Here is a 19,948-nt window from a genome sequence, read left to right on the forward strand (position 1 = left end):
TCTCTTTCGCCGGGTGCTTGAAGTACCCGGCGAAACAATGATCTTTCTTTCGATCAAATATCATTTTCAACGACGCTGAATTTTTCCATGGCAAAGAAAAAGAAAGAGACCAAACTGACTCCCATGATGCAGCGGTACATGGAAGTCAAAGCCGAAACACCCGGGACGATCATGCTGTTTCGGATGGGGGACTTTTACGAACTCTTTCACGATGATGCCGAAGTCGCTGCGAAAATATTGGGGCTCACTCTCACCAGCCGTGACAAAAACTCTCCCAATCCGGTTCCGATGGCGGGGTTCCCGTATCACTCTCTTGAAGGATACCTGCAAAAGCTGATTTCCGCCGGGCACAAAGTTTCAATTTGTGATCAGGTCGAAGATCCCAAAACAGCCAAGGGGATGGTTCGCCGGGAAGTGACGCAAATCATCACGCCCGGAACTCTCACTGACGATGCCCTGCTCAACCCGAAAGAGAACAATTACCTGGCAGCAGTTTGCCCGACGAAAGACTCAATCGGGCTCTCTTGGCTGGAGCTCTCAACGGGGCGTTTCCAGTGTATGGAGCTCTCGCACTCTTCAGAAGAGTTGCCCGCTCAACTCGGAAGCTCCTCCCCTTTTGCGGACGAAATTGCTCGGATCGCCCCTGCTGAGTGTCTGCTTCCAGAGACCGCCAAAGATCAGCCCGTTTTCCGTCAACTCTCCGAAATGAACGGAACGGTTCTCACTCAGCGACCCCCATGGACCTTTGCTGCCAATCAGGCCCGTGAAAATTTACTCAACCATTTTGAGACGAAAACGCTCGAAGGTTTCGATTTAGGTGATGAAGACTCTGCAGGCATTACCGCCGCCGGAGCGTTGCTCGAGTATGTGCAAGAGACACAAAAGTCATCGCTGGGACATATTGCCAAGTTGGAACCGTACCGACATGGAACCAATTTGCTCATTGATGAAACGACCCGTCGTAGTCTTGAGCTAACTCGCACGCAACGTGAAAACAAACGTGACGGATCGCTGATCAGCATTCTCGATGAGACAGCAACTCCGATGGGAGCCCGCCTGTTGATGGACTGGCTCTCCAATCCGCTGACAGACCGGCAGGCGATCGAAAGACGACTCGACGCCGTCGAAGAACTTAAAGAGAACAGTAAGCTTTCCCGTGACTTACGAGAACAGCTCAAGGATGCTTACGACCTGCAACGTCTTTCTGCTCGTGTTGCGACACTGCGAGTCTCTCCTCGTGATCTGGGGGCACTGGGGCGGACACTGGCGTTGTTGCCGAAACTCAAAGCGAAGATGGCTGAGCGATCGTCTGATCTTTTGAAGACGCTGGAAGCTCGTCTCGATTTGTGCTCCGAAGTGCGGGCCGATATCGAATCCTCACTTGCCGACGAACTTCCGATCACCACGTCTGATGGAGGGATGATCCGGGCTGGTTACAACTCGCAACTGGACGAACTACGCGATTTAGCTCGTGGTGGGAAAGAATGGATTGCGAAGTACCAGGCTGAAGAAATTGAGCGGACCGGCATCACTTCGCTGAAAGTTGGTTTCAATAAAGTCTTCGGGTATTACCTGGAAGTGACAGCTGTTCACTTCAACAAAGTCCCCGATGACTACATCCGCAAACAGACACTCAAGAATCAGGAACGATACATCACTCCGGAACTGAAGGAGTACGAAGAGAAAGTTCTGCGGGCAGAAGATCAGTCAAAAGCTCTTGAGGCGGAACTGTTTCAGGCGTTGCGGGAACGTGTGGCAGGTGAATGCAAACGTTTGCAACAAACAGCCGAGATCATCGCTGAAATTGATGTGCTGGCCAATCTGGCGACTGTTGCACTCAACCATCGGTACTGCCGACCTGTGATTTCCGATGATCCCTGTCTGAACATCATCGATGGTCGGCATCCTGTGCTCGACAAGTTGCAGCCTTCGGGTGAGTTCGTTCCGAACGACATCATTCTTGGAACATCGTCCGCTGAGGATTCCGAAGCCTCCTCTGAGCTGATTGCAATGATTACCGGTCCGAACATGGCTGGGAAAAGTACCTATATCCGTCAGGCCGCGTTGTTAACGATCCTCGCTCAGATGGGATCATTCATTCCTGCGTCATCGGCCACGATTGGAATTGCAGACCGAGTTTTCGCACGCGTCGGAGCGAGTGATGAACTCGGCAAAGGTCAGTCGACATTCATGGTCGAGATGACCGAAACCGCCCGCATTCTGAACACAGCGACCAATCGTAGTCTTGTTATCCTCGATGAAATTGGTCGGGGAACCAGCACTTACGATGGGATCTCGCTGGCTTGGGCGATTACTGAATATCTTCATGACCACACAAAGTGCCGCACGTTGTTCGCCACCCACTACCACGAACTGACACAGCTTCCCAAAACACTCAAGAACGTTTGCAACTGGAACGTGTCCGTCCATGAGCAGGATGGAGATGTCATCTTCCTGCACAAGATCGTCCCCGGCTCAGCGGATCAAAGTTACGGAATTCACGTCGCCCGGCTGGCAGGTGTTCCACGAGAAGTGATCAGCCGCGCCGGCGTCATTCTGGAGACATTGGAAACGGATCATCAGGACGACCACGGAAAGCCGACGATTCCGAAACGCCCAAAGAAAAACTCCCGGCAACTCAGGCTCTTCGACATCGAACCTCATCCGGTTCTTGGCGAACTCAAAGGTCTCAATCTCGACGAGATGACTCCGCTCGCAGCTCTTCGGGAACTGCACCGTATGAAGGGAAAGATAGACTGATCCTGAAATCGGACTTTGCTCTCCCAAGTGCCCGTGGAAAAGATGTTTCACCAGAAAACGTGCTGCTTGTCACGGAGCAGACCTCGAATATCAATTCGAGAAATGCGATAAAGTAAATCAGTTATTTTGGTTTTCCGCAGATTCTTGCTTACGTTCTCGATCGACACCGGGAGGGAGCAGGTCGTAGATCACGACTGCTTCGGCGGCGTGGTTGGCTGCGGGGTACTTTTCTCGTGCAAGTCGGACTGCTCGCCCTTTCGCGTTGTCGTCTGGCTTGAACATTTCATGCAGTTTTCCGTGATGAGCTGCCTGATCTTTGTTACCGATTTCTGTGTACAAGTGTTGCAGGTTGTAGTGGGCGGTGAGATTCTCTGAATCGATCTGGAGTGTCTTTTCAAATTCAGTGATTGCTTCTTCCCAAAGTTTCTCAGCTTCTTCTTCACGTCCCTGACGAGCACGTTTGCGTCCGAGGTCAAAGAGAGCTTGTCCCAGTAAGTTAATCACTTCATAGTCCAGGCTGAAATCGAATCCCCGCTTTTGCATTTCGGGTGTTTGATCGGTGAGGACGCTGCGCAGGTTTTGGATTGCTTCCGGGAGCCGATCTTGCTGCCGGTTAATCACTCCACTCAGCCAGGCCCAGGTCCAGCGTGGATAGCCATCCTCTTCGCTGAATTCAGCAGCGCGTTGGAGAGCTGCGACTGCTTCATCGAGTCGACCTTCACGCTCCAGCACGCGCGCTAAATTCATCGGACCGTCCCAGCGGTTCAGTTTTTCAACTTCGGTGAAGGCGTCTGCTGCCTGCCGAAGCTCTCCTTTTCCTTTCAGGAACAGGCCGATGCCGTAATCGTTCCAACGTTGCCAGAGCGGAAACTCCTCTGCGTCATTGGAAACTTCTGCGTCGATTCCTTCAATCGGAAAGGTGACGCGATCAACGGCGAGCGTCGTCACTGGCAAGTTGTTGACGTATTCTTTCCCAGGCTGACTCCCACGAATCGGGACACCGAGCTTTCGAGTCGCTTTGTCTACAATTTCCATATATTCCTGATCAAATTTGCGGTACTGCAATTTCACTTCGACTTCGAGAGGGGCTGAAAGGTTCTCCGGGACTTCGAAAGAGTAATGAACCGTTTGTCCCGCACCGGGTGGAATCTGGTGATTGTAAAGTGGTGTGACGATGTCTTGAGGGTTCCGCCGGTTGATGCGGTTTCCATCTTTGTCGAGCATGAAAACATTGACGAAATGGCTCCACGGGTCGACTTCGTTTTGCTTCTCCGGATCGATGCCGCCGCTTTTGCCGATGACCTTTCCATCAGAAGTGACTGTCACTTCCAGCCAGACCTCGTTCGAGTCCGCAGTTCCTTGTGTAAACAGGTGTCCCAACTTCAGAGTTCGAATGACAGTCTCGAATAGATATGTCTTTCCAGGTTGAAGTTCCGGAACATTTGGACTCAGCGGGGCTGTTAGTTTGCCGTCGATTTCACCATCTTCGCGGACACCAAACAGGTCGACGCGCATTGTTCCGTGCAGGAACTCTTGATGGGCTTTGATGGTGTCGGGGTGATCGATTAACCACGCGATTCCTGTATTCGCAGAGGGGAACAGATGGTCGTGAATGCTGAGCTCTTTCGCGCCAGCAAAGAACTTGGCCCCGAAATCATTCGAGGGTTTCAGTGGCATGTGACAGCCGTTGCAGTTGACCTCTGCTTTGGGGGGATAGTAGAAACTCCGCGCCCCATGTCCCGAAACTCCGCTGAGCAGGTAATTGTCGTAGTGGTTTTGTCCACGCAGAAACGCTTTGTAATGGTTGAGTTCGTAAGGCAAATGGACTTTGTGGCAGGTTGAACAAAATTCGGCAGACTTATGAAACGGTTTCAGGAAAGTCTTCTTGTGAAATGAAGGTTTCGCTTTGATCAACTGGTTGTTGACCCACTGCAGAAGTTCATTGTCGCTATAGGCGAACGGGTAATGTTGCGGCTCTTCGATGGTGTAGTCTGCATTTCCTCGTGTGCTGTTCACATTGGTGATGGCATGGCAAGACGTGCAGGTAATTCCGGAGTGAGCTGTCGGGTGGTCCACCATGTCAAAGTTAGGATCATCAAACGCTCCGCTGAAAAATGGGACGGGATCATGGCAGCCAGCACACCAGCGAGCCGCCTGCACATTCCCGTCTCGGGCAAGGGCGACCTGTCGGGTTTCATGAACACTGGCAAGGTAAGGCGGGTTGTTGAATGAACTGAAGCGATGGACCGATTTTTCCCAGCCAGCATGAACGTCGGCATGGCATCGCTTGCAGTATTCGTCGTTCATTAATGCTTCTGCGGGGATAAAGTTTCCGCTGGCTGTCCGTGCAAGAGATGGCTCGAAGTATTTTGTGCCCGATTCCGGACCTTGAGCAAACCAGTTTCGCGGGTCTTGAAACTGTCCCCAAACCATGACCCCGACAATCATTCCCACGAATCCCAAATAGCCGACGCCGATTCTCCATTTGATCCGCGGCCCCGCCAACCGGTGCAGCCAGTACAACCAAATTGCCAGTAATGGACAGATGACGTGCATCCAGTAGACGGCAGAACGCACAATTGGCTGTTTCAAGTCAAAACCGCCTGCACGGGTCAGCAAGATGCCGGAAACAAGAACGGCGATCGACATTGCAAACAGCGCATAGCCAATTTTGACAGCCCTGCGATTTCGTCGTTTTCGAGCCAATCGTAAGTGCGAGATCCCAAAGGCGAGGAATGGGAGAATAAGCATCAGCCCCAGAACCAGATGCCCCAGGAACATGAACTGATAAAAGTAATCCTGATACGTCTTTCCGCTGAACCATTCCAAAGCTGTAATTGCTGAGAGGTAGAAGGCATTTGCAACCAGAAGTGCGACCAGCACGAAGACCAAAACGAGGACTTTCCTCATTCGTGGAGTGATGGTCCTGACGATTTTCTTTTTCGGCAGCTCAGCAGGATCTGGCAGCACGACCGGCTTGAACATTCTGTCACTTTCGCTTGGGAAGGGGCCATTTAAAGGGTGGTGAAAGGAGAGAGGGGAATGGATTTATGAGGAGTATGGCGGATCTATCACAGAGCCTCAAAGGAATGGACTCATTTTGCGGTGACGGGCTCTTTCAAGCCGGGTGAAAGATTCAAACTGTAACATGATTACACAGGGACTCCACCAGGAAATCAACCATCACATGAACCGCCGAGCGAGGCCTATGGAGTTGTCAGCAAACATCGTGACGATTTGAGGCAACAATTTTGAGGTAATCATGTTGCAGCTGTTTTGCTTTTGACTGCACCTGAAGTTGTTGCTCAAGTTGTGTCCATTTTCAGCTCAGGGATAGTAAAGACCTGTTGTCGAACATTTATTGAGTGGATTTACCTCAATTCGCATCCGGTGGTGATTCCCGGTTTCTGAGTGTGAGTGATCGTTACAATTGGTCCGCTCGTTGTGATCGTGCTTGTCCATTCGTGTCAATCGGCTTGCGCTGTGCGATGCGTTCTGGCGGAGTGATCCATCAAAACTGTCCTGTTCGAACGAAGTTCTTGGAAATAAAGACTTTCCGAGCGCTCTTTGTCAGGAGGGCTGACGTAGGTTCTAACATCTGTCCGACCATAGAGGAGTGGACGATTTATCAGGAGCCGTGAATAGGAACTGGAGCGATGTTAGTACTCAGCCGGAAACAGGACGAGAAAATTATTATTGGTGATTCGATTACCCTCATGGTGGTTTCGATTCAGGGCGATAAGGTTCGGTTAGGAATCGAAGCTCCCAAAGAGGTGAGCATTCACCGCGAAGAAGTTTACAAAGCGATCAATTCGGAACACAAAGCGTCTCCCGATGAGACCGCCTCGTCTCGCGATTGAGCTTCTCGTTGACCTTTGAAGATGCTGTCGGAAAATCGGCTCGATTTGTCCACCGACATCGCTTTTGAGTGTCTGCCTGCTTGTGTTGAGGACGAATCCGAAATCTGAATTTGCTCTCTCGTATACAGAGAAAAATAACCATTCCACTTGTTTTCGAACTGGCTCTATTCTTCCTTGGGTGCTTCTTCTGCATCACCAAGGCGTTCCAGGCAATCGAGACTCACGGTCTTGCGCCCGTAGGCAATCCAAATTTGCATTGGCTGGACCGACGACTGCCAGTGAATCCAGGTTCGATCATATTCGAACTGTTCCTGAATCACTTTCTCTCCGGTCAAACGATTCAGGATTAACCCACGAATAGAGTTTCCGTAACTCTTCCCAAAGAACAGAATCGGCCACGCACTCGGCGTTTGCGTGCACATGTGCTGATCTTCGATTTCTTGAGACCATTCCACCTCTCCGGTCAGCTCATTGATCGCTACAACCTTTCCGGCGACTGTCTTTTCAATGGTGCGCGTAATGCGTGAGGGATACGAATAGTCGTACTGCACCGGTTCACCCGTTCCTGGCAGGACGATCCACTGGTTCGGCCGTTTCAGAATGGTCATTGAAATGACTTCTTCGTCAACCGGGATCTTTCGCTGTACCTTTTGTTCACCCGTAAGACCGTCAAGAATTGTCAGCGTTTGATCTGGAGCAAGAAATGCGATGTCCCTTTGGCTCACAGTACACCAGATTGATCCGCTTGGAGCTTCGAAGCTCCACAGCGATTCCTCGGACACTGGATCGACCATGGCAAAACGAATCGTCTCTTCGGTCTCCTGAATCGTTGGGAAGTAGCGCCCCCAATCTCCGTTTAGACGTTCCAGGTTGGAAGCAATAGCACCCTGAGGAATGGGGCGTGTTCCCAGGTCCATGCCGTCGCTGGCACGAAGAACTCGGAGGTGATCTTCATTCGGAGCCAATGTGAGAACAAATTCGTCGTCGCTGAAAATTTCACTTCCGGAATCGAAGTCGTAGCGACGCCATTGAACTTTTCCGGTCAATGGGTCGATGGTGGTGAGTTGAGTTCCCAATCCAAAACTGAGTGTCGAAGTTCCAATGGCTCCGACGTTTCCAGCTGGTGTTCCTGTCGAGGTCATTGAGAGAAATGTTCGGAAACCAGTAGTTGGCTGCTGCTGATTAGGATTGATGACACCCGGCGCTCCAAGAGGATTTTGCTCTTCTGCGACAAGATTCTGGCTGGCGATCAAGCGTGGTGAGTCTTTGCGGTGCTGGAAGTCTAACAGCAGAAAACGATCGGCTAAGACGATGAGTGCCAAGTGGCCATGTGTCGAAACATATCGTCCTATTGATGATCCAACAGGGATGCGTAACGAAGCAATTCGTGTCGGCAATTGAGTCTGTCGACGACCATGTTCGTCATAGATGTCGATTTGTGATCCCATGTGATTCAAGAAAAACGTCCAGCCTTGAAGCGGAACCGATTCCGGACCAACATGCGGGATTTGATGACGGGCCGCCTTCGTGAATTTCTTTTGTTGATCAGATTCCGTCACTTGGTCAGGCCAGCGCGGAACGGAATTAAATAGTTCGTCCCACTGTTCTTCGTTTCGAATTGCAGCTGCCATCTCCGCAGAGGAGAGGTCTGAGTCGGAAGCTTTGACATCTTGATGTTCGAGCAATTTCAAGTAGTGATCGGCGGTTGAGCCATCCTTAAGCAGGAGGGCGAGTCGGGCCAACTCCTGATTGGCGACTTGTGAAATTGCAGGGTCCAGAGCACTGGAGAGTCGTGAGTAGATCTGCGAGAGGTCTCCTGCGTTCTGTGGACGTGCTGTGATTTGCAGGAGCTGCGATAAAGCCTGTTTTGCAGGAACCAGCTCAAAGGAGCTCATTCTTAAGAAATCGAGAACGGCAATTTCGTTGGAAGTCGATTCGAGCCATTGCTGAATCTCAGTAATGAATGCAGCTCGCTGATCCATGGGGACCGACTCATAAAGTGCTTCCAGTTGAGCGAGCGTCCAGCGTTGATCACTGACTTCCTGGAGCCCGTCAAGGTCTCGCAATGTCGCTTTCCGGACCAGGCTTTCGAATAGCTGTAAATAATTTTTCAACGCACCAATATGGTCTCCTGATTCTTTGAGGCCATTTGCGCGGGTGAGGAGAAATGTGAAGGTCTGCTCTTCGGTGGTCAGTAACTTTTCAATACTGGCGATCTCTGATCGGTGTGCTTCGAAATCAGAATGCAACCCATCAATCTTGGCCCAGCCTAAGACCGTCTTCGCACGAGGAGTCAGGGCATCTGGATCGATTGAGTCCAGCAGAGACATGGCCTCATCTCGTTCACCTTTTTGCAGGAGAAGTTCGCCTTGAATCGCTAACTTCTTCGAGGTCTCCGAAAGAGTCGCCAACATCTCTTCGACTTCCTGAGACGATTTGAAAGCCAGAATTGCTGTCCCCGATTGAGCGACTAACCTTCCATGAGCAGTCGAAAGATTGCCGATAATTTGCTGGCCAGGCATTTGCGATCTTGCAAGTTGCCGACCATTTTTCAGGTCGATGATGGCGACTTCTCCGGTCATCAGCGGCTGTACGAATTGATCGCCCATGCGAACTCCTCGACCTGATGGACGAGGGATTGAAGCACTCCAGATGTGCGAGCCATCTTCGAGGTCTAGCGCAGCGACTTCACTCCGGCCGACGACAATGAGCGACTCTCGATAAACGCCGGCGACGTAAAGTAATCGTTGTCGAAAGAGTGGCTTTTCCCAAACTCGCGATCCATCGCTGATGTTCAGGCAGACAAGTTCATCGGAATCTGGCGGAGTATGAATGACCAATCGACCTGCCTGGACAACCTTGGAATCGAACCAGCGATCATCATCCAGTAAGCGATCTTTCGATTGAGAAACCGTTTGGCCGCGGCTTCGAAGTCCGCGTCGGAACATCATTTGATTCTGGACGATCCGTCGTGTTTCTTCGTACTGATGCGTCCAGACAACTTGCCGCAAGAACGGGTCCACGGCTGTGATCACGCCTTCTCCAGTCGGACAGATGAGCAACCCGTCCAGATAAGCTGGCATCAGCCCGGCGAGGCGTCGTCGTTCATCGAGCACGATTTCCTTGTCAGAATTCAGCAATCCGAGTGACCAGAGAACAGAACCCGTTTCTCGGTCCAGTTCGTACAACTGAATTTGTCCCCGCTCTTCTCCAATGGCAAACAACTGATCGCCAACGGGTGTGGGGGCTCCGTAGAAGAAAATTTCACGGCCAATCTCTTCATCCTGCTGAAACGGTGTGTACGCGTTCTCGTCAACGGTCCCGATCGACCAGCGGTTTCGAAGACCGGCATTGAGTTCAAAAGCATGCAGCTGATTGAAGGGCTGAGGCACCAGTTCATGACGCTGTGTTGATCGGTTTAAGAATTCGCGATCAACGGTTCCGACGAGTTGAGTATCGCTCACTGCGTAGACATATTTGCCATCTGTACTGAGTGATGCCGATGTGAGATCTCGCCAGCCACGGACTGCAAAAAACAGGTTGCGAACTTTTTCCCGATGCTCATCGTTCGCCAGAGACGGGCCGGATGTGTATTCGTGTAAGTATTTGAATGTTTGGTCAATGTTGACTCCGACGCCATCGATTTCTCCGGTCTCCAGATTGTAGGATTTGATCGTTCCGTAACTTGGCACAATCACTCGATTGCCGACAATCAACGAACGTCCCGCAGGGAACACAGTTTGAGAGTAATGAGACCACAAAGAGGACTCGGTCGACCGGGCAAACGATTGTGCATCGTCCAGCAACGCTTTCTCTTTCGCGGCATTCCCGAGGAAAAAATCGTATTGATCGATTAATGGCTGCGACCAGGCATCAGAAAACATCACAGGAGTAAAGCGGGATGATCCGATGTGTGCTTCGTTTCCAGAGGGGATTCTCCATTCGAAAATTTCTGCTTCCGATGGTGGAAGAACAGGTGACTTCGCAAGCGACGCGAGGTCGAGATTGACACCTTCAAAGTCTTGCAGAATCGCTTCCGCCCGACTCGGGTTTCCGGACATCGCCATGAGCGTAGCGGCACGTTTGACTTTCGCATTTAAGTCGTTTCCTCCTGAGAACCGTGCGGTCCCAGCGATCTCACGGACAGCCGCTCCGATCTCTCCGCGATCGACGCTTAGTGCCGCCCATTGACTTCGTGCCAGCTGCCCCCCTTTTGTCGAACGGAAGCGGCGCCCGACCTCCGCGAGTGCGTTCAGATCCTGAGACGAAATCGCTGTCTCGTACTGTTGCATGGCCTCGGCGCCGAACAGACGTTCGTAATCCTCAGCGTGCTCGGCAATGATCAATTCAATTGCATGCTTTGTAGAGCCGCTGATTTCCATGCCGATCGTTTGAAATGAATCCTCTGAGTCATTCAAAATTGTTTGCAAAGCTTCCAGTCCTTCAGCGACCTGCCCGTTCTCGATCGCTTCTTTAGCACGAAACAATGCAGTCTCTGCAAGGGGATCGCGTGGAAGGCGTCGCAGATGTTGAAAGGTTGGATCGGGCTCTTCGCTTGGCTGAGGTGGGAACAACGGGTTGAAGACACCCTGCCCCAGCGATGGGGAGGCGAGTCCCTGAAACCAAAGTGAACAGAAGACCAAAAAGAAAATCGCTCGGTCCATCTTCATATTTTTTGCCCTTGGGCAGTGAGTGTTAATCGTCATCCGTACGACGTTCGATTCCAGAGTATGAGGTTCTTCAGGCATGTGTGGGGAATTAAACTCTTGAGGACGAATTGACGGCAGTGGCATGCAGAGACGGAGGTCAAAATTCCGAAGAGGCTTCGGTGAGGAATCTGTATCCTGAAAGGTTTCAGCCAATGACTCAACCTGCTTCCAAACTGATTCAGAACTGAACCTGAAATCTGAATTTGCTCTCTCAAACAGAATGAAAAGTGACCATCCCACAAGTTTCCGGGCTGGTTCTCATAAAAGCAAATGAGATACGGCATCCGGGGCTCTCTTGTCGTCTTTTTAACCAGTTTCCTCAGTTTCTCCCTTTTTCTGTTTCGCTGTCGTTCTGAGTCATCAATGATTTGATGGATTCATGTCAATTTTGTGATATTTTCGGGGGTGATGTCCACGCCCCATGGTCTATAATTATCCCTCTGGTGGAAGCCGAAATGCATGCGGAAATGGTTCACACTGGTGCGAAACAGTCGCGGGAAATGGCAGCTTCAGAATATCTGAATTGACAGTTCTTAGCATTCTATGATAACGAATAGGCAGAAACAGAACAGATTTGACGTAAATTCTGACAAGGATTAGGTCGTGGTCGCTCCAATTGAAATTCCCAATTTGCTCATTGCTGATGATGATCAGGCATTTCGAGAGACCGTTATCGAAATCTTGGAGCCACATTTTCCGATGGTCGCCGTCGAATCCGGCGAACGTGCCATCGAAGTTGTGGAAACGATTCAGGTTGATGTTGTCATTCTCGACATGCATATGCACGTCATGACAGGGTTAGATACATTGCGGTGGCTGAAAGAGCGTTACCGTGAGTTGCCGTGCATTTTAATGAGTTCCGATGTCTCTGAAGAACTCGAAACGCAAGCGTACGACCTCAACGCATTTCGCGTGCTTAGGAAACCTCCGCGTCGTCAGCATCTCATCGATATCATCCATCGTGCTGTCAAGCTATAGTGCAGCGTAGACAAGAGCGTTTTCGAACGGATGTACGAGTTCCGTCTCATGGAGTTCAGCGTTTTTCCTGATAGAATCATTTCTCCACAGGTACTGAAAGCACAGAACGCTGTCGCTCGGATGATGTATAGGAAGAGAGCATGTCGTATCTGCCGTCAGGCGATAGATTCGGTGAAACAATCATGCACTCGATCCGAGGCTAGAGCATCTTTCGAATTGGTTTGCAGGTTCTGCCTCGTGGCGAACAGCATTTTTACTGGAGAAATGCGTTCTTCACGGGCACACGTTAGAGCAAACTGCTCTAGTGCTGTCTGCGAATGAAGAATTTGGGCTATCGAGGCGGGCAATTTGTTGCGGAGAGCACTTCTGAAGTGATTTTGGTGAGTCCTTCTGTGCTGAGGTTACGATTCACTGATGTTTATTGAGAAACGCTAACAATAATTCTGGGATCGCTGTCATTCACTGGGAATAAGGGCACTTTTCTGGTTTTGTGAGAACAGATAAGAAGAAACTACTGGGGAATTCATGGCAGATGTGACAATCCAGGTGGTGCAGGGGCTTGAAGCGGGAGCAATTCTCCGCAAACTGCCTACCCCAATCACAATTGGTCGAGAAGAAGAAAACCTCGTTCAACTCAACGACGAACGCATTAGCCGCTACCACGCCAAAATTCAGGCAAATGAAGACCAATTGATCCTGACGGATTTGCAAAGCACGAACGGGACCCGTGTTAACGGTCACTTCACACGCATGCGAACTGTGCAAGTTGGCGACCAGATAGCCCTTGGACGTTGTCTCTTGGTGATTGGATCGCCAGAAGAACTCGAGCAACTTGGCGATGACCTCTCGATTCCCGACGCCCATGAAACTGTCGGAGACGACCCGGGCGACCTCCCTGAAGCATTTCCTTTAGATCCACCTCAGGCACCAACAGGACTCTCAGCGAATCAGATTGCCGAAGTCGCCACGCTCATCGAATTCATTCGCACTGAAATGCTCACGATCCTCAATCAAATTCAGGACACTCCCGATCACCCAGAAGGTGAAGTCCGCCTGCCAGACGATGCCTGGCATCGTCTGCAAATGCTCCCCCCTCAACTCTCCCGCTACCTCGACGAGCTCATCGAACCCCAGCAAGATTAGAGCATTTTCAATGCTTTTTGTGCCCATGAATTTCACTTTCACGAGTTCATAGGCAGCTTGCCACGAGGCGGAACCTGCAAGCCAATTCGAAAGATGCGCTAATCGAGCCGTTGAATCTCAATGAGTAACGGGATGCGGTATTCGCGATTGGGTTCTCGCTCGACCAGTCGGCCGGTGTAGTTGGCGGAGATTGGGATTCCACGTTTCAGATCGAATCGAATTTTCCCGGTCAGAGAAATTTCACGACGTGGTTCCTCGTTAGCCAGTTCAGATGTGTTCAGTGTCCAGAGTCTTGTTAGTGTCACTTCATTTTTAGTGGTGGAGTTCGGTGCCACATCAACCTGGATCGTGGCATGCAGCTTCTCTTGATGTGGGGTTGAAAATGGAGAAGTGACGGAGGTCGTTGTGGATAACAAGGTGATCTCTCGATGAAACTCTTCCTGCCACTTGTGGGTGGCATCTGGGGGAAGTTGTGGAAACACCCAGGACTCCAGAGATCCGAGCAGGTAAGGAAGTTGACCGTCCGTTGGATTCACCTGACCATTCGAGCCTGAGACTGGACCAGTCGGAGCCTCTTCAGTGAATGGTGAAAACGATCGACCAAATGTTGGGGGAGCGGTCAACGAGAATCGCGAATCATCTGCTTCCGATTCAAACTCACTCGGGAGTGTCGGCAGTTCGACTCCGTCTCGGGGAAGGACTTCATTGATAAACGTTTTGTTGCGTCGTGAAAATGCTGGAAGCCCGGCAGCGTAAGCATCGACCCGAAATGTTGGGGTTCCGGTGTGTGTTCTAGTTTCAGTTGGATATTTTGCTTCGATTTTAACGCGGTACGGATGTTGGTCTCCGCGGACATATTTGTAGTTCAGCTTCTGGACAGGAACGGGAGCGGGAACCGAGGGAGTGGCAGGAGCCTTTGAGTCAATTGGTGGGTCGACTTCCGATACCGGTGGCAAGGCTGGCTTTTGTTTCGGAGAGTTTTTCGGACGCGACTTCTTCTTTGAGTGTTTCGGTTCTGTTGTTGAAGCGACACGCTTCGCAGCTGGTGGTTCCAGATCGCCAACAATGACCTTGGGCGTGAGAGAAGAACTCGCCGATGTCGGCAAGATCGTTAACGCAAAGGCGATCAAGCTGAGTGCATAGATCGTTTGAGACAACCGATGCTGTTTCCGCTTTGGAGTCCGCATGATGTTTTGCATACGCTTGGCTGTCACTTCGAGTGGGCTGAGCCCAACCAGTTCCTTGGAAGGTCGCAGTTGTTGATGCAGTTCCAGCATGTTCAGAAGGCAACGTGCGTAATTAGCTGGCTGACATTTTAATTGTGTGACGACATCGGTATCGCAACACTCTTCTCGGATTCGACGGACTTCACGATTGAGCCAGTAAACAAGCGGATGAAACCACCACAGCACTTGAACAAGCAGTTGCAGCAAGCCGACCAGTGTGTCGCCTCGGCGTAAGTGTGTCATCTCGTGTGCGAGAATCAGCTTGATTTCAGCGATGTCGGTCTGGCTGACAACATGCGACGGCAGAACGACGACCTGATGAAAGAAGCCGCTTGCAAACGGAACAGTCGGATGCAGTGTCACCAGGACTTTAGGTATGTGAAGTAATCCTAAGTCAGCGGAAACCAGTTCGACTGCTTCCAGAAGTTCGTCCGAAGCAGGGACTTGGGTATCTTTGTGGAACCGCAACAGTTGTGCCCGTTTCCCGAGGATGTACCCCAGTAAACTCAGCACACCTGCCAGCCAGATTCCGAACAGGATCTGCCTCCATGGCCACGGTTGCGCTGGCGGAGCAGCTGCGTTTTTTTTGATGGCTGGAGACTCTTTCATCGACCTTGTTACGGCCGAGGAATTTTCGGTGCCGGTGTCGACCGCATCAACTTTCTGGAAGGTTCCAGAGTTGACCGTTTCTACGGGAGTCTCAGGGGCTGTGACTGCCGGTTGACTCTGTCCAACGAAGGGGACCATTTCCCAGAGAATTCCGGTTGGGGAATCCCAGATGGGTGGGAAAATCGCTTTCACTAAAACCAGCAACAGCAGGCCGTATGCGAGATGCGGCGATTTCGGGAGGACATACCGTACGAAGAGGACGACGGCAGGAATCAGCAGCGTGATTTGCCAAAGTTGTCGCCAGAGAGATGTGTCCAGCAGTTCGTTCATCACTTGGAAGTGTTGTCGGATTCTAGGTCATTCAGCATGCTACGAAGTTGGTGAATGTCGTCGCTCTCCAATCCTTGTTCCCGGATTAGATGTTCCACTAGCGGAAGTGTCTCCCCATCAAACAGTCTTCCGACAAAGTCTTTGACAGTTTCCCGGATCACTTGGTTCGGACGGATTTTGGCGGTGTAAACTAAGCTGCGTCCGTTTCGCTTTGAAGAAAGATATCCTTTCGCTTCAAGACGGCGGAGAAATGTTTGGACGGTTTTGTAGTCAATGTCACGCCCTTCCGGGAGGGCTTCCAGGACTTCTCGAACAGTTGCTTTTTGTAGATCCCAGACAATTCTGGCGATCTCCATTTCCGCCTTTGAGAGTGCGGGCCTTTGGCTCATCTCAGACTTTCGCTCAAGGGGTATATGGCTGGTCCATCTTGACTGTCCTGTCTGTTGCAAACCACTGATCTTGCACATCACTTTCTATTGGCGGACAGTCGTAAGTGAAAATTTTACGTCGAGCCATTCCTCATTTCCAGTCCAATCTCAGATTATTCCCATTTCGGAGCAGCCAGGTCTTCGTAATCTTGTCTGTCGAACTCAACAGGAGTTTTTTAGCGCAGGCTTTCTAGAGCAGCTTGCTCTACCGTGTACCCGTGAAGAATGTGTTTCATTAATAAAATTGCTGTCCGCCACAAAGCAGAACCTGTGCACTAATTCGAAAGGTGCTCTAACTATGTAATGAATCACTCACTTTCACGAGATAATACTTGAAGGCCCAGAAGAATTGCTTAAGGAGCGTTTTTATGAGGACGCTGGCTGGCGATATTCCACAGGAGAGTTATTTAAGGTTCTGGTTGTTCAGGGGACTGGCTGTCCAGTTCGGTGATCTGTTTACGGAGGCGTTTCGTTGTGCGGTAGCGAGATTTTCGGAGAGCGCTCTCGCTCATTCCGAGATCTTCAGCGACATGGGCATCTTGCTCACCATTGATGACAGTCCGCCAGAATGCCTGCCAGACGTGAGGTTCTGTGTTTGCTTGAATGATTTCAACCGCTTCGTAAGTTTGTCCCATTTCAAGGAGCCAAACGTCTCCATCATAATTATGGCCATCGATGAGGTCTTCTGGGACCCATTCGATCTCCTGCGCAAGCTCGTCATTCGGGATGGGTGTTTTTGCAACTTCTTCCCAATGGCGAAGGACGACGATTCGAGTAATTCCAAATAGCCAGCCTCGGAAGGAACCATGTTTTTCTCGCGAGTGCCGATATGACTCGATTCGCTGAGTCGCAATCAAGAAGACTTCCTGCGAGGCATCCGAGATGTCGTGTGACTGAAATTGATGCTTCGAGAGAGATTTGATCCACTTGAAGACCAGGTGGCCAAACAGGTGCGTCATGCGCACCCAGGCATCCTCCTTTCCCGATTGAATCCCCAAAATTAAACTCGCTGAAGTCATTCTCGATTCATCTGAATCCATAATCTCGCGATCCATTTTTAAGATTCTCCCTCAAATTATCGGAAATTTGTTGTCGTTCAACTTAACGCATTGTCCTGTCGTTACTTAGAGGGCGAAGCACGGGCGTTAATTTGCCGCGAAATCTCGCGAAATTAGAAATTTTTGTGAGAATTTTGTCTTCTCGCGGGGCGCGCCAGGGAAAAACTTATTGGTGATAAGATTCATTCCTGATTACAAGGGTCTTTGATGGAATGAGTCGGCGGTGCAGGCAAGAGCGAGCCTAACGGGGGCTGTCTCAAGTTTGTGAAAAATTGCAATTTTGAGCCTGAGTACGGCTTCGGCGGGAAAGTTGCCCCTGTCAACGACTTCGCTTGCATCGCAACCATTTTTTCTTCGTTGATTGATTGATAATCGACAAGAGCGTGTTCCATTCGTGAATCGATTTCAGTTCGCCCGAAATCGAGCTTCAGCTTTCGTTCGCTGTTTGACCGCATTGAACTGCGATGCTTTGCGAACTTCGCGATGTTGGTGATTGGTTAATCTGGCTGGAATGTACTACGCGAGGATCTCTTTGGGGTGTCCTTGTTGGTTTGGTCTCGGGCAATCTGGAATACGCTTTGGCATACGTTCCTCGTGGTGCTACGTGAGCCAACGGATTCATGTTTCAGTCTCAAATGGTAAACATGAAGAACGGTTACTCTTACCGATCATAGCAATCTATGAATTCGCAATGAAAGGTGAGTTGAGTTTTTCCAGCTGGGTAAGCACTCAAGTTTATTCAGATTCTTCAAATGCTTGTTGTGCTCGTGATGATCTCTTTTATGAATTCATTGGCTGCTCGCCACAAGGCAGAGCATAAAAATTAAGATCGGATTTATTTTAATGAGATTGAATCTGGTGACGTTTGTCATTTGTTGAAGCAGATCGTCAGCGAGGGATTTTGTGGCGGTTGCATTGTCGAATTCATTTTGAACAGTCACTATGAGGGAGGATTTATTGTTGCGAATTGCTGGCGGATAAGGAACTCTTATGAAATCGACCCCGATCTTTGCATTGTTCATTTTTCAGTTTGTGAGTTCCGTTGTTTTTTCTGCGGAGAGGCCGAACGTTGTCTGGTTGATTTCAGAAGACAACTCGATGCACTACCTGAAGATGTACGATGAGTATGGTGTCGAGACTCCCCGGATTGCGGAACTTGCTCAGAATGGACTGATTTACGATCACGCATTTTCTAACGCTCCCGTCTGTAGTGTTGCTCGGACAACATTGATTACCGGCTGCTACGGTCCTCGGATTGGAACCCAATATCATCGGAAATCTGTGGCTGTGCCAATGCCGGAGGGGCTCAAAATGTTCCCCGCTTACCTACGCGATGCCGGTTACTACACCGCGAATCACAGCAAGACAGATTATAATGCCGTTGAAGGAAAAGGCGTTTGGGACATGTCGTCGAACAAGGCCACATGGCGAGCCCGAAAAGAGGGACAGCCTTTCTTCTATAAACAATCGTTCACGGCAACACACGAAAGCTCGTTGCACTTTTCGAAGCAGCTGATGGCGAATGAAAAGACGATCACCGACCCGGAAACTGTGTTTGTTGCTCCCTATCATCCAGATACCAAAACATTTCGTTACACAAACGCGCGCTATCGAGATCGGATGCAACTTGTCGATCAGCAGATCGGGGCAGTGGTCGATCAGTTAAAAGCAGATGGCCTGCTCGAGGAGACATTCATCTTTTATTTCGGGGACCATGGTGGAGTTCTCCCGCGGGGTAAAGGGTATGCCTACGAAAGTGGGTTACACGTTCCCTTGGTGGTCCGCGTGCCAGAGAAGTGGAAGCACTTGGTCGATGCGGAATTGGGTTCCCGTCAATCTGGATTCGTCAGCTTTATTGACTTTGGCCCAACGACACTGCACCTGGCCGGAGTGAATGTTCCGGAGCAAGTGGATGGTCGGCCGTTTCTGGGTGAAGGTGTCAAGGCTGTGGAAGTAAACAAGCGAGATACCGCGTTCGGATATGCGGATCGATTTGACGAGAAATATGATTTGGTGCGGACCTGGCGAAAGGGGCGTTTCGAGTACATTCGCAACTATCAACCGTTCAATTTTGATGGTCTGCAAAACAACTACCGCTATCGCATGTTGGCGTTTCAAGAGTGGCGGGAGCTCTATCAGGCAGGCAAACTGAATGATGCTCAACGGGCGTTCTTCGAACCGCGACCTGTTGAGTTGCTCTACGATGTGGAGGCTGACCCGCATGAGGTTCACAACCTTGCGAGCGATCCTCAATACGCTTCCGTTTTGAAAGAGATGCGAAGTGAGCTCTCTCTGTTTGTTTCTGATCTGCCCGACCTCAGCTTCTATCCAGAAAGTTATCTTGCTGAGGCCGCTTTCGAAAACCCTGTTGAGTTCGGTAAGAAGCGGCAAAAGCAAATCGCTCGGCTGGTGAAGATTGCAGACCTGAGTTTACTTCCTTTCTCCAAAGCCAAACCAGAACTCGTGAAGGCGCTGGAAGCAAAGAATCCCTGGGTGAAGTATTGGGGATTGATCGCATGCAGTTCGTTTGGTGAAGAGGCCAAAGAGTTTGCGCCCATTGCGATTGAGTTGGCAAAGAATGATTCGAACCGGTTAGTACGGATTCGGGCCGCCGAGTTCCTGGGATTGATCGGCGCAGCGGACCCGCAAGCAACGTTTCGGCAAGCGCTGAAAGAGACTGACTCCGGCATTGAAGCGGGTCTCATTCTGAACTCTCTCGTGTTGTTGCGAGATGGTAAACCGGGTTATGAGTTCGAAATTGATAAGTCGCTGTTTCAGCCAAACGTGTTGGAAAACGACACCGTCGCGCGACGTCTCGAGTATCTTGCGGATTAGATCCCTTTGCTC

Annotated in this window: 11 protein-coding genes; 5 read left to right on the top strand and 6 right to left on the bottom strand. The window is 50.5% G+C overall.

Annotated elements, in window-relative coordinates:
- Window positions 1-87 precede the first annotated feature (87 nt).
- A complete protein-coding gene (mutS, locus tag ACN0YR_RS12850) occupies window positions 88-2,760 on the top strand; it encodes a DNA mismatch repair protein MutS (protein ID WP_417849636.1) in 2,673 nt (890 codons plus the stop codon).
- 117 nt (window positions 2,761-2,877) lie between these two features.
- On the opposite strand, the gene ACN0YR_RS12855 is transcribed toward mutS, so the two are convergent.
- The gene (locus tag ACN0YR_RS12855; protein ID WP_417849637.1) at window positions 2,878-5,745 is read right to left on the bottom strand and encodes a multiheme c-type cytochrome; all 2,868 of its coding nucleotides are present in this window, start codon (window positions 5,743-5,745) and stop codon (window positions 2,878-2,880) included.
- Between the two features lie 671 nt (window positions 5,746-6,416).
- Between ACN0YR_RS12855 and csrA the strand changes: the two genes are divergently transcribed.
- Window positions 6,417-6,620 (top strand): carbon storage regulator CsrA, encoded by a 204-nt coding sequence (csrA, locus tag ACN0YR_RS12860; RefSeq protein WP_145203653.1) that lies wholly within the window; start codon window positions 6,417-6,419, stop codon window positions 6,618-6,620.
- 164 nt (window positions 6,621-6,784) lie between these two features.
- Here csrA and ACN0YR_RS12865 read toward each other — a convergent pair whose 3' ends face one another.
- Window positions 6,785-11,290, bottom strand: a complete 4,506-nt coding sequence (locus tag ACN0YR_RS12865; protein WP_417849638.1) for a PQQ-binding-like beta-propeller repeat protein — start codon at window positions 11,288-11,290, stop codon at window positions 6,785-6,787.
- 642 nt (window positions 11,291-11,932) lie between these two features.
- Between ACN0YR_RS12865 and ACN0YR_RS12870 the strand changes: the two genes are divergently transcribed.
- Window positions 11,933-12,307: a response regulator gene (locus ACN0YR_RS12870; RefSeq protein ID WP_417849639.1), complete on the top strand. Its 375-nt coding sequence runs from the start codon at window positions 11,933-11,935 to the stop codon at window positions 12,305-12,307.
- A 525-nt stretch (window positions 12,308-12,832) separates the two neighbouring features.
- A complete protein-coding gene (locus ACN0YR_RS12875) occupies window positions 12,833-13,450 on the top strand; it encodes an FHA domain-containing protein (RefSeq protein WP_417849640.1) in 618 nt (205 codons plus the stop codon).
- 98 nt (window positions 13,451-13,548) lie between these two features.
- On the opposite strand, the gene ACN0YR_RS12880 is transcribed toward ACN0YR_RS12875, so the two are convergent.
- The 4 genes from ACN0YR_RS12880 to ACN0YR_RS12895 all read right to left on the bottom strand — a co-directional run bounded on the left by ACN0YR_RS12880 (window position 13,549) and on the right by ACN0YR_RS12895 (window position 17,493).
- Window positions 13,549-15,615 (bottom strand): M56 family metallopeptidase, encoded by a 2,067-nt coding sequence (locus ACN0YR_RS12880; RefSeq protein WP_417849641.1) that lies wholly within the window; start codon window positions 15,613-15,615, stop codon window positions 13,549-13,551.
- Entirely contained in the window at window positions 15,615-16,004 is a 390-nt protein-coding gene (locus tag ACN0YR_RS12885) for a BlaI/MecI/CopY family transcriptional regulator (RefSeq protein WP_417849642.1), read from the bottom strand. Before ACN0YR_RS12885 ends, ACN0YR_RS12880 begins: the two co-directional genes overlap by 1 nt.
- A 446-nt stretch (window positions 16,005-16,450) precedes the next feature.
- A complete protein-coding gene (locus tag ACN0YR_RS12890; RefSeq protein ID WP_417849643.1) occupies window positions 16,451-17,098 on the bottom strand; it encodes an RNA polymerase sigma factor in 648 nt (215 codons plus the stop codon).
- A gap of 185 nt (window positions 17,099-17,283) precedes the next feature.
- On the bottom strand, window positions 17,284-17,493 hold the full coding sequence (locus tag ACN0YR_RS12895) for a hypothetical protein (RefSeq protein ID WP_417849644.1): 210 nt from the start codon (window positions 17,491-17,493) through the stop codon (window positions 17,284-17,286).
- A gap of 598 nt (window positions 17,494-18,091) precedes the next feature.
- Between ACN0YR_RS12895 and ACN0YR_RS12900 the strand changes: the two genes are divergently transcribed.
- Window positions 18,092-19,936 carry a sulfatase-like hydrolase/transferase gene (locus tag ACN0YR_RS12900; protein WP_417849645.1) on the top strand — a complete coding sequence of 615 codons (1,845 nt, stop codon included), beginning with the start codon at window positions 18,092-18,094 and terminating at the stop codon, window positions 19,934-19,936.
- Window positions 19,937-19,948 lie beyond the last annotated feature (12 nt).

Origin of the sequence: Thalassoglobus sp. (genome assembly GCF_048270125.1) — a bacterium.
GTDB lineage: Bacteria > Planctomycetota > Planctomycetia > Planctomycetales > Planctomycetaceae > Thalassoglobus.

Bases quoted from the DNA above. Each gene is read 5' to 3' on its own strand.
- ACN0YR_RS12890 (WP_417849643.1), bottom strand. From the start codon at position 17,098: ATGGATCGCGAGATTATGGATTCAGATGAATCGAGAATGACTTCAGCG.
- ACN0YR_RS12900 (WP_417849645.1), top strand. From the start codon at position 18,092: ATGAAATCGACCCCGATCTTTGCATTGTTCATTTTTCAGTTTGTGAGT.
- ACN0YR_RS12885 (WP_417849642.1), bottom strand. From the start codon at position 16,004: ATGAGCCAAAGGCCCGCACTCTCAAAGGCGGAAATGGAGATCGCCAGA.
- ACN0YR_RS12880 (WP_417849641.1), bottom strand. From the start codon at position 15,615: ATGAACGAACTGCTGGACACATCTCTCTGGCGACAACTTTGGCAAATC.
- ACN0YR_RS12855 (WP_417849637.1), bottom strand. From the start codon at position 5,745: ATGTTCAAGCCGGTCGTGCTGCCAGATCCTGCTGAGCTGCCGAAAAAG.
- mutS (WP_417849636.1), top strand. From the start codon at position 88: ATGGCAAAGAAAAAGAAAGAGACCAAACTGACTCCCATGATGCAGCGG.
- csrA (WP_145203653.1), top strand. From the start codon at position 6,417: ATGTTAGTACTCAGCCGGAAACAGGACGAGAAAATTATTATTGGTGAT.
- ACN0YR_RS12865 (WP_417849638.1), bottom strand. From the start codon at position 11,290: ATGAAGATGGACCGAGCGATTTTCTTTTTGGTCTTCTGTTCACTTTGG.
- ACN0YR_RS12895 (WP_417849644.1), bottom strand. From the start codon at position 17,493: ATGGAACACGCTCTTGTCGATTATCAATCAATCAACGAAGAAAAAATG.
- ACN0YR_RS12875 (WP_417849640.1), top strand. From the start codon at position 12,833: ATGGCAGATGTGACAATCCAGGTGGTGCAGGGGCTTGAAGCGGGAGCA.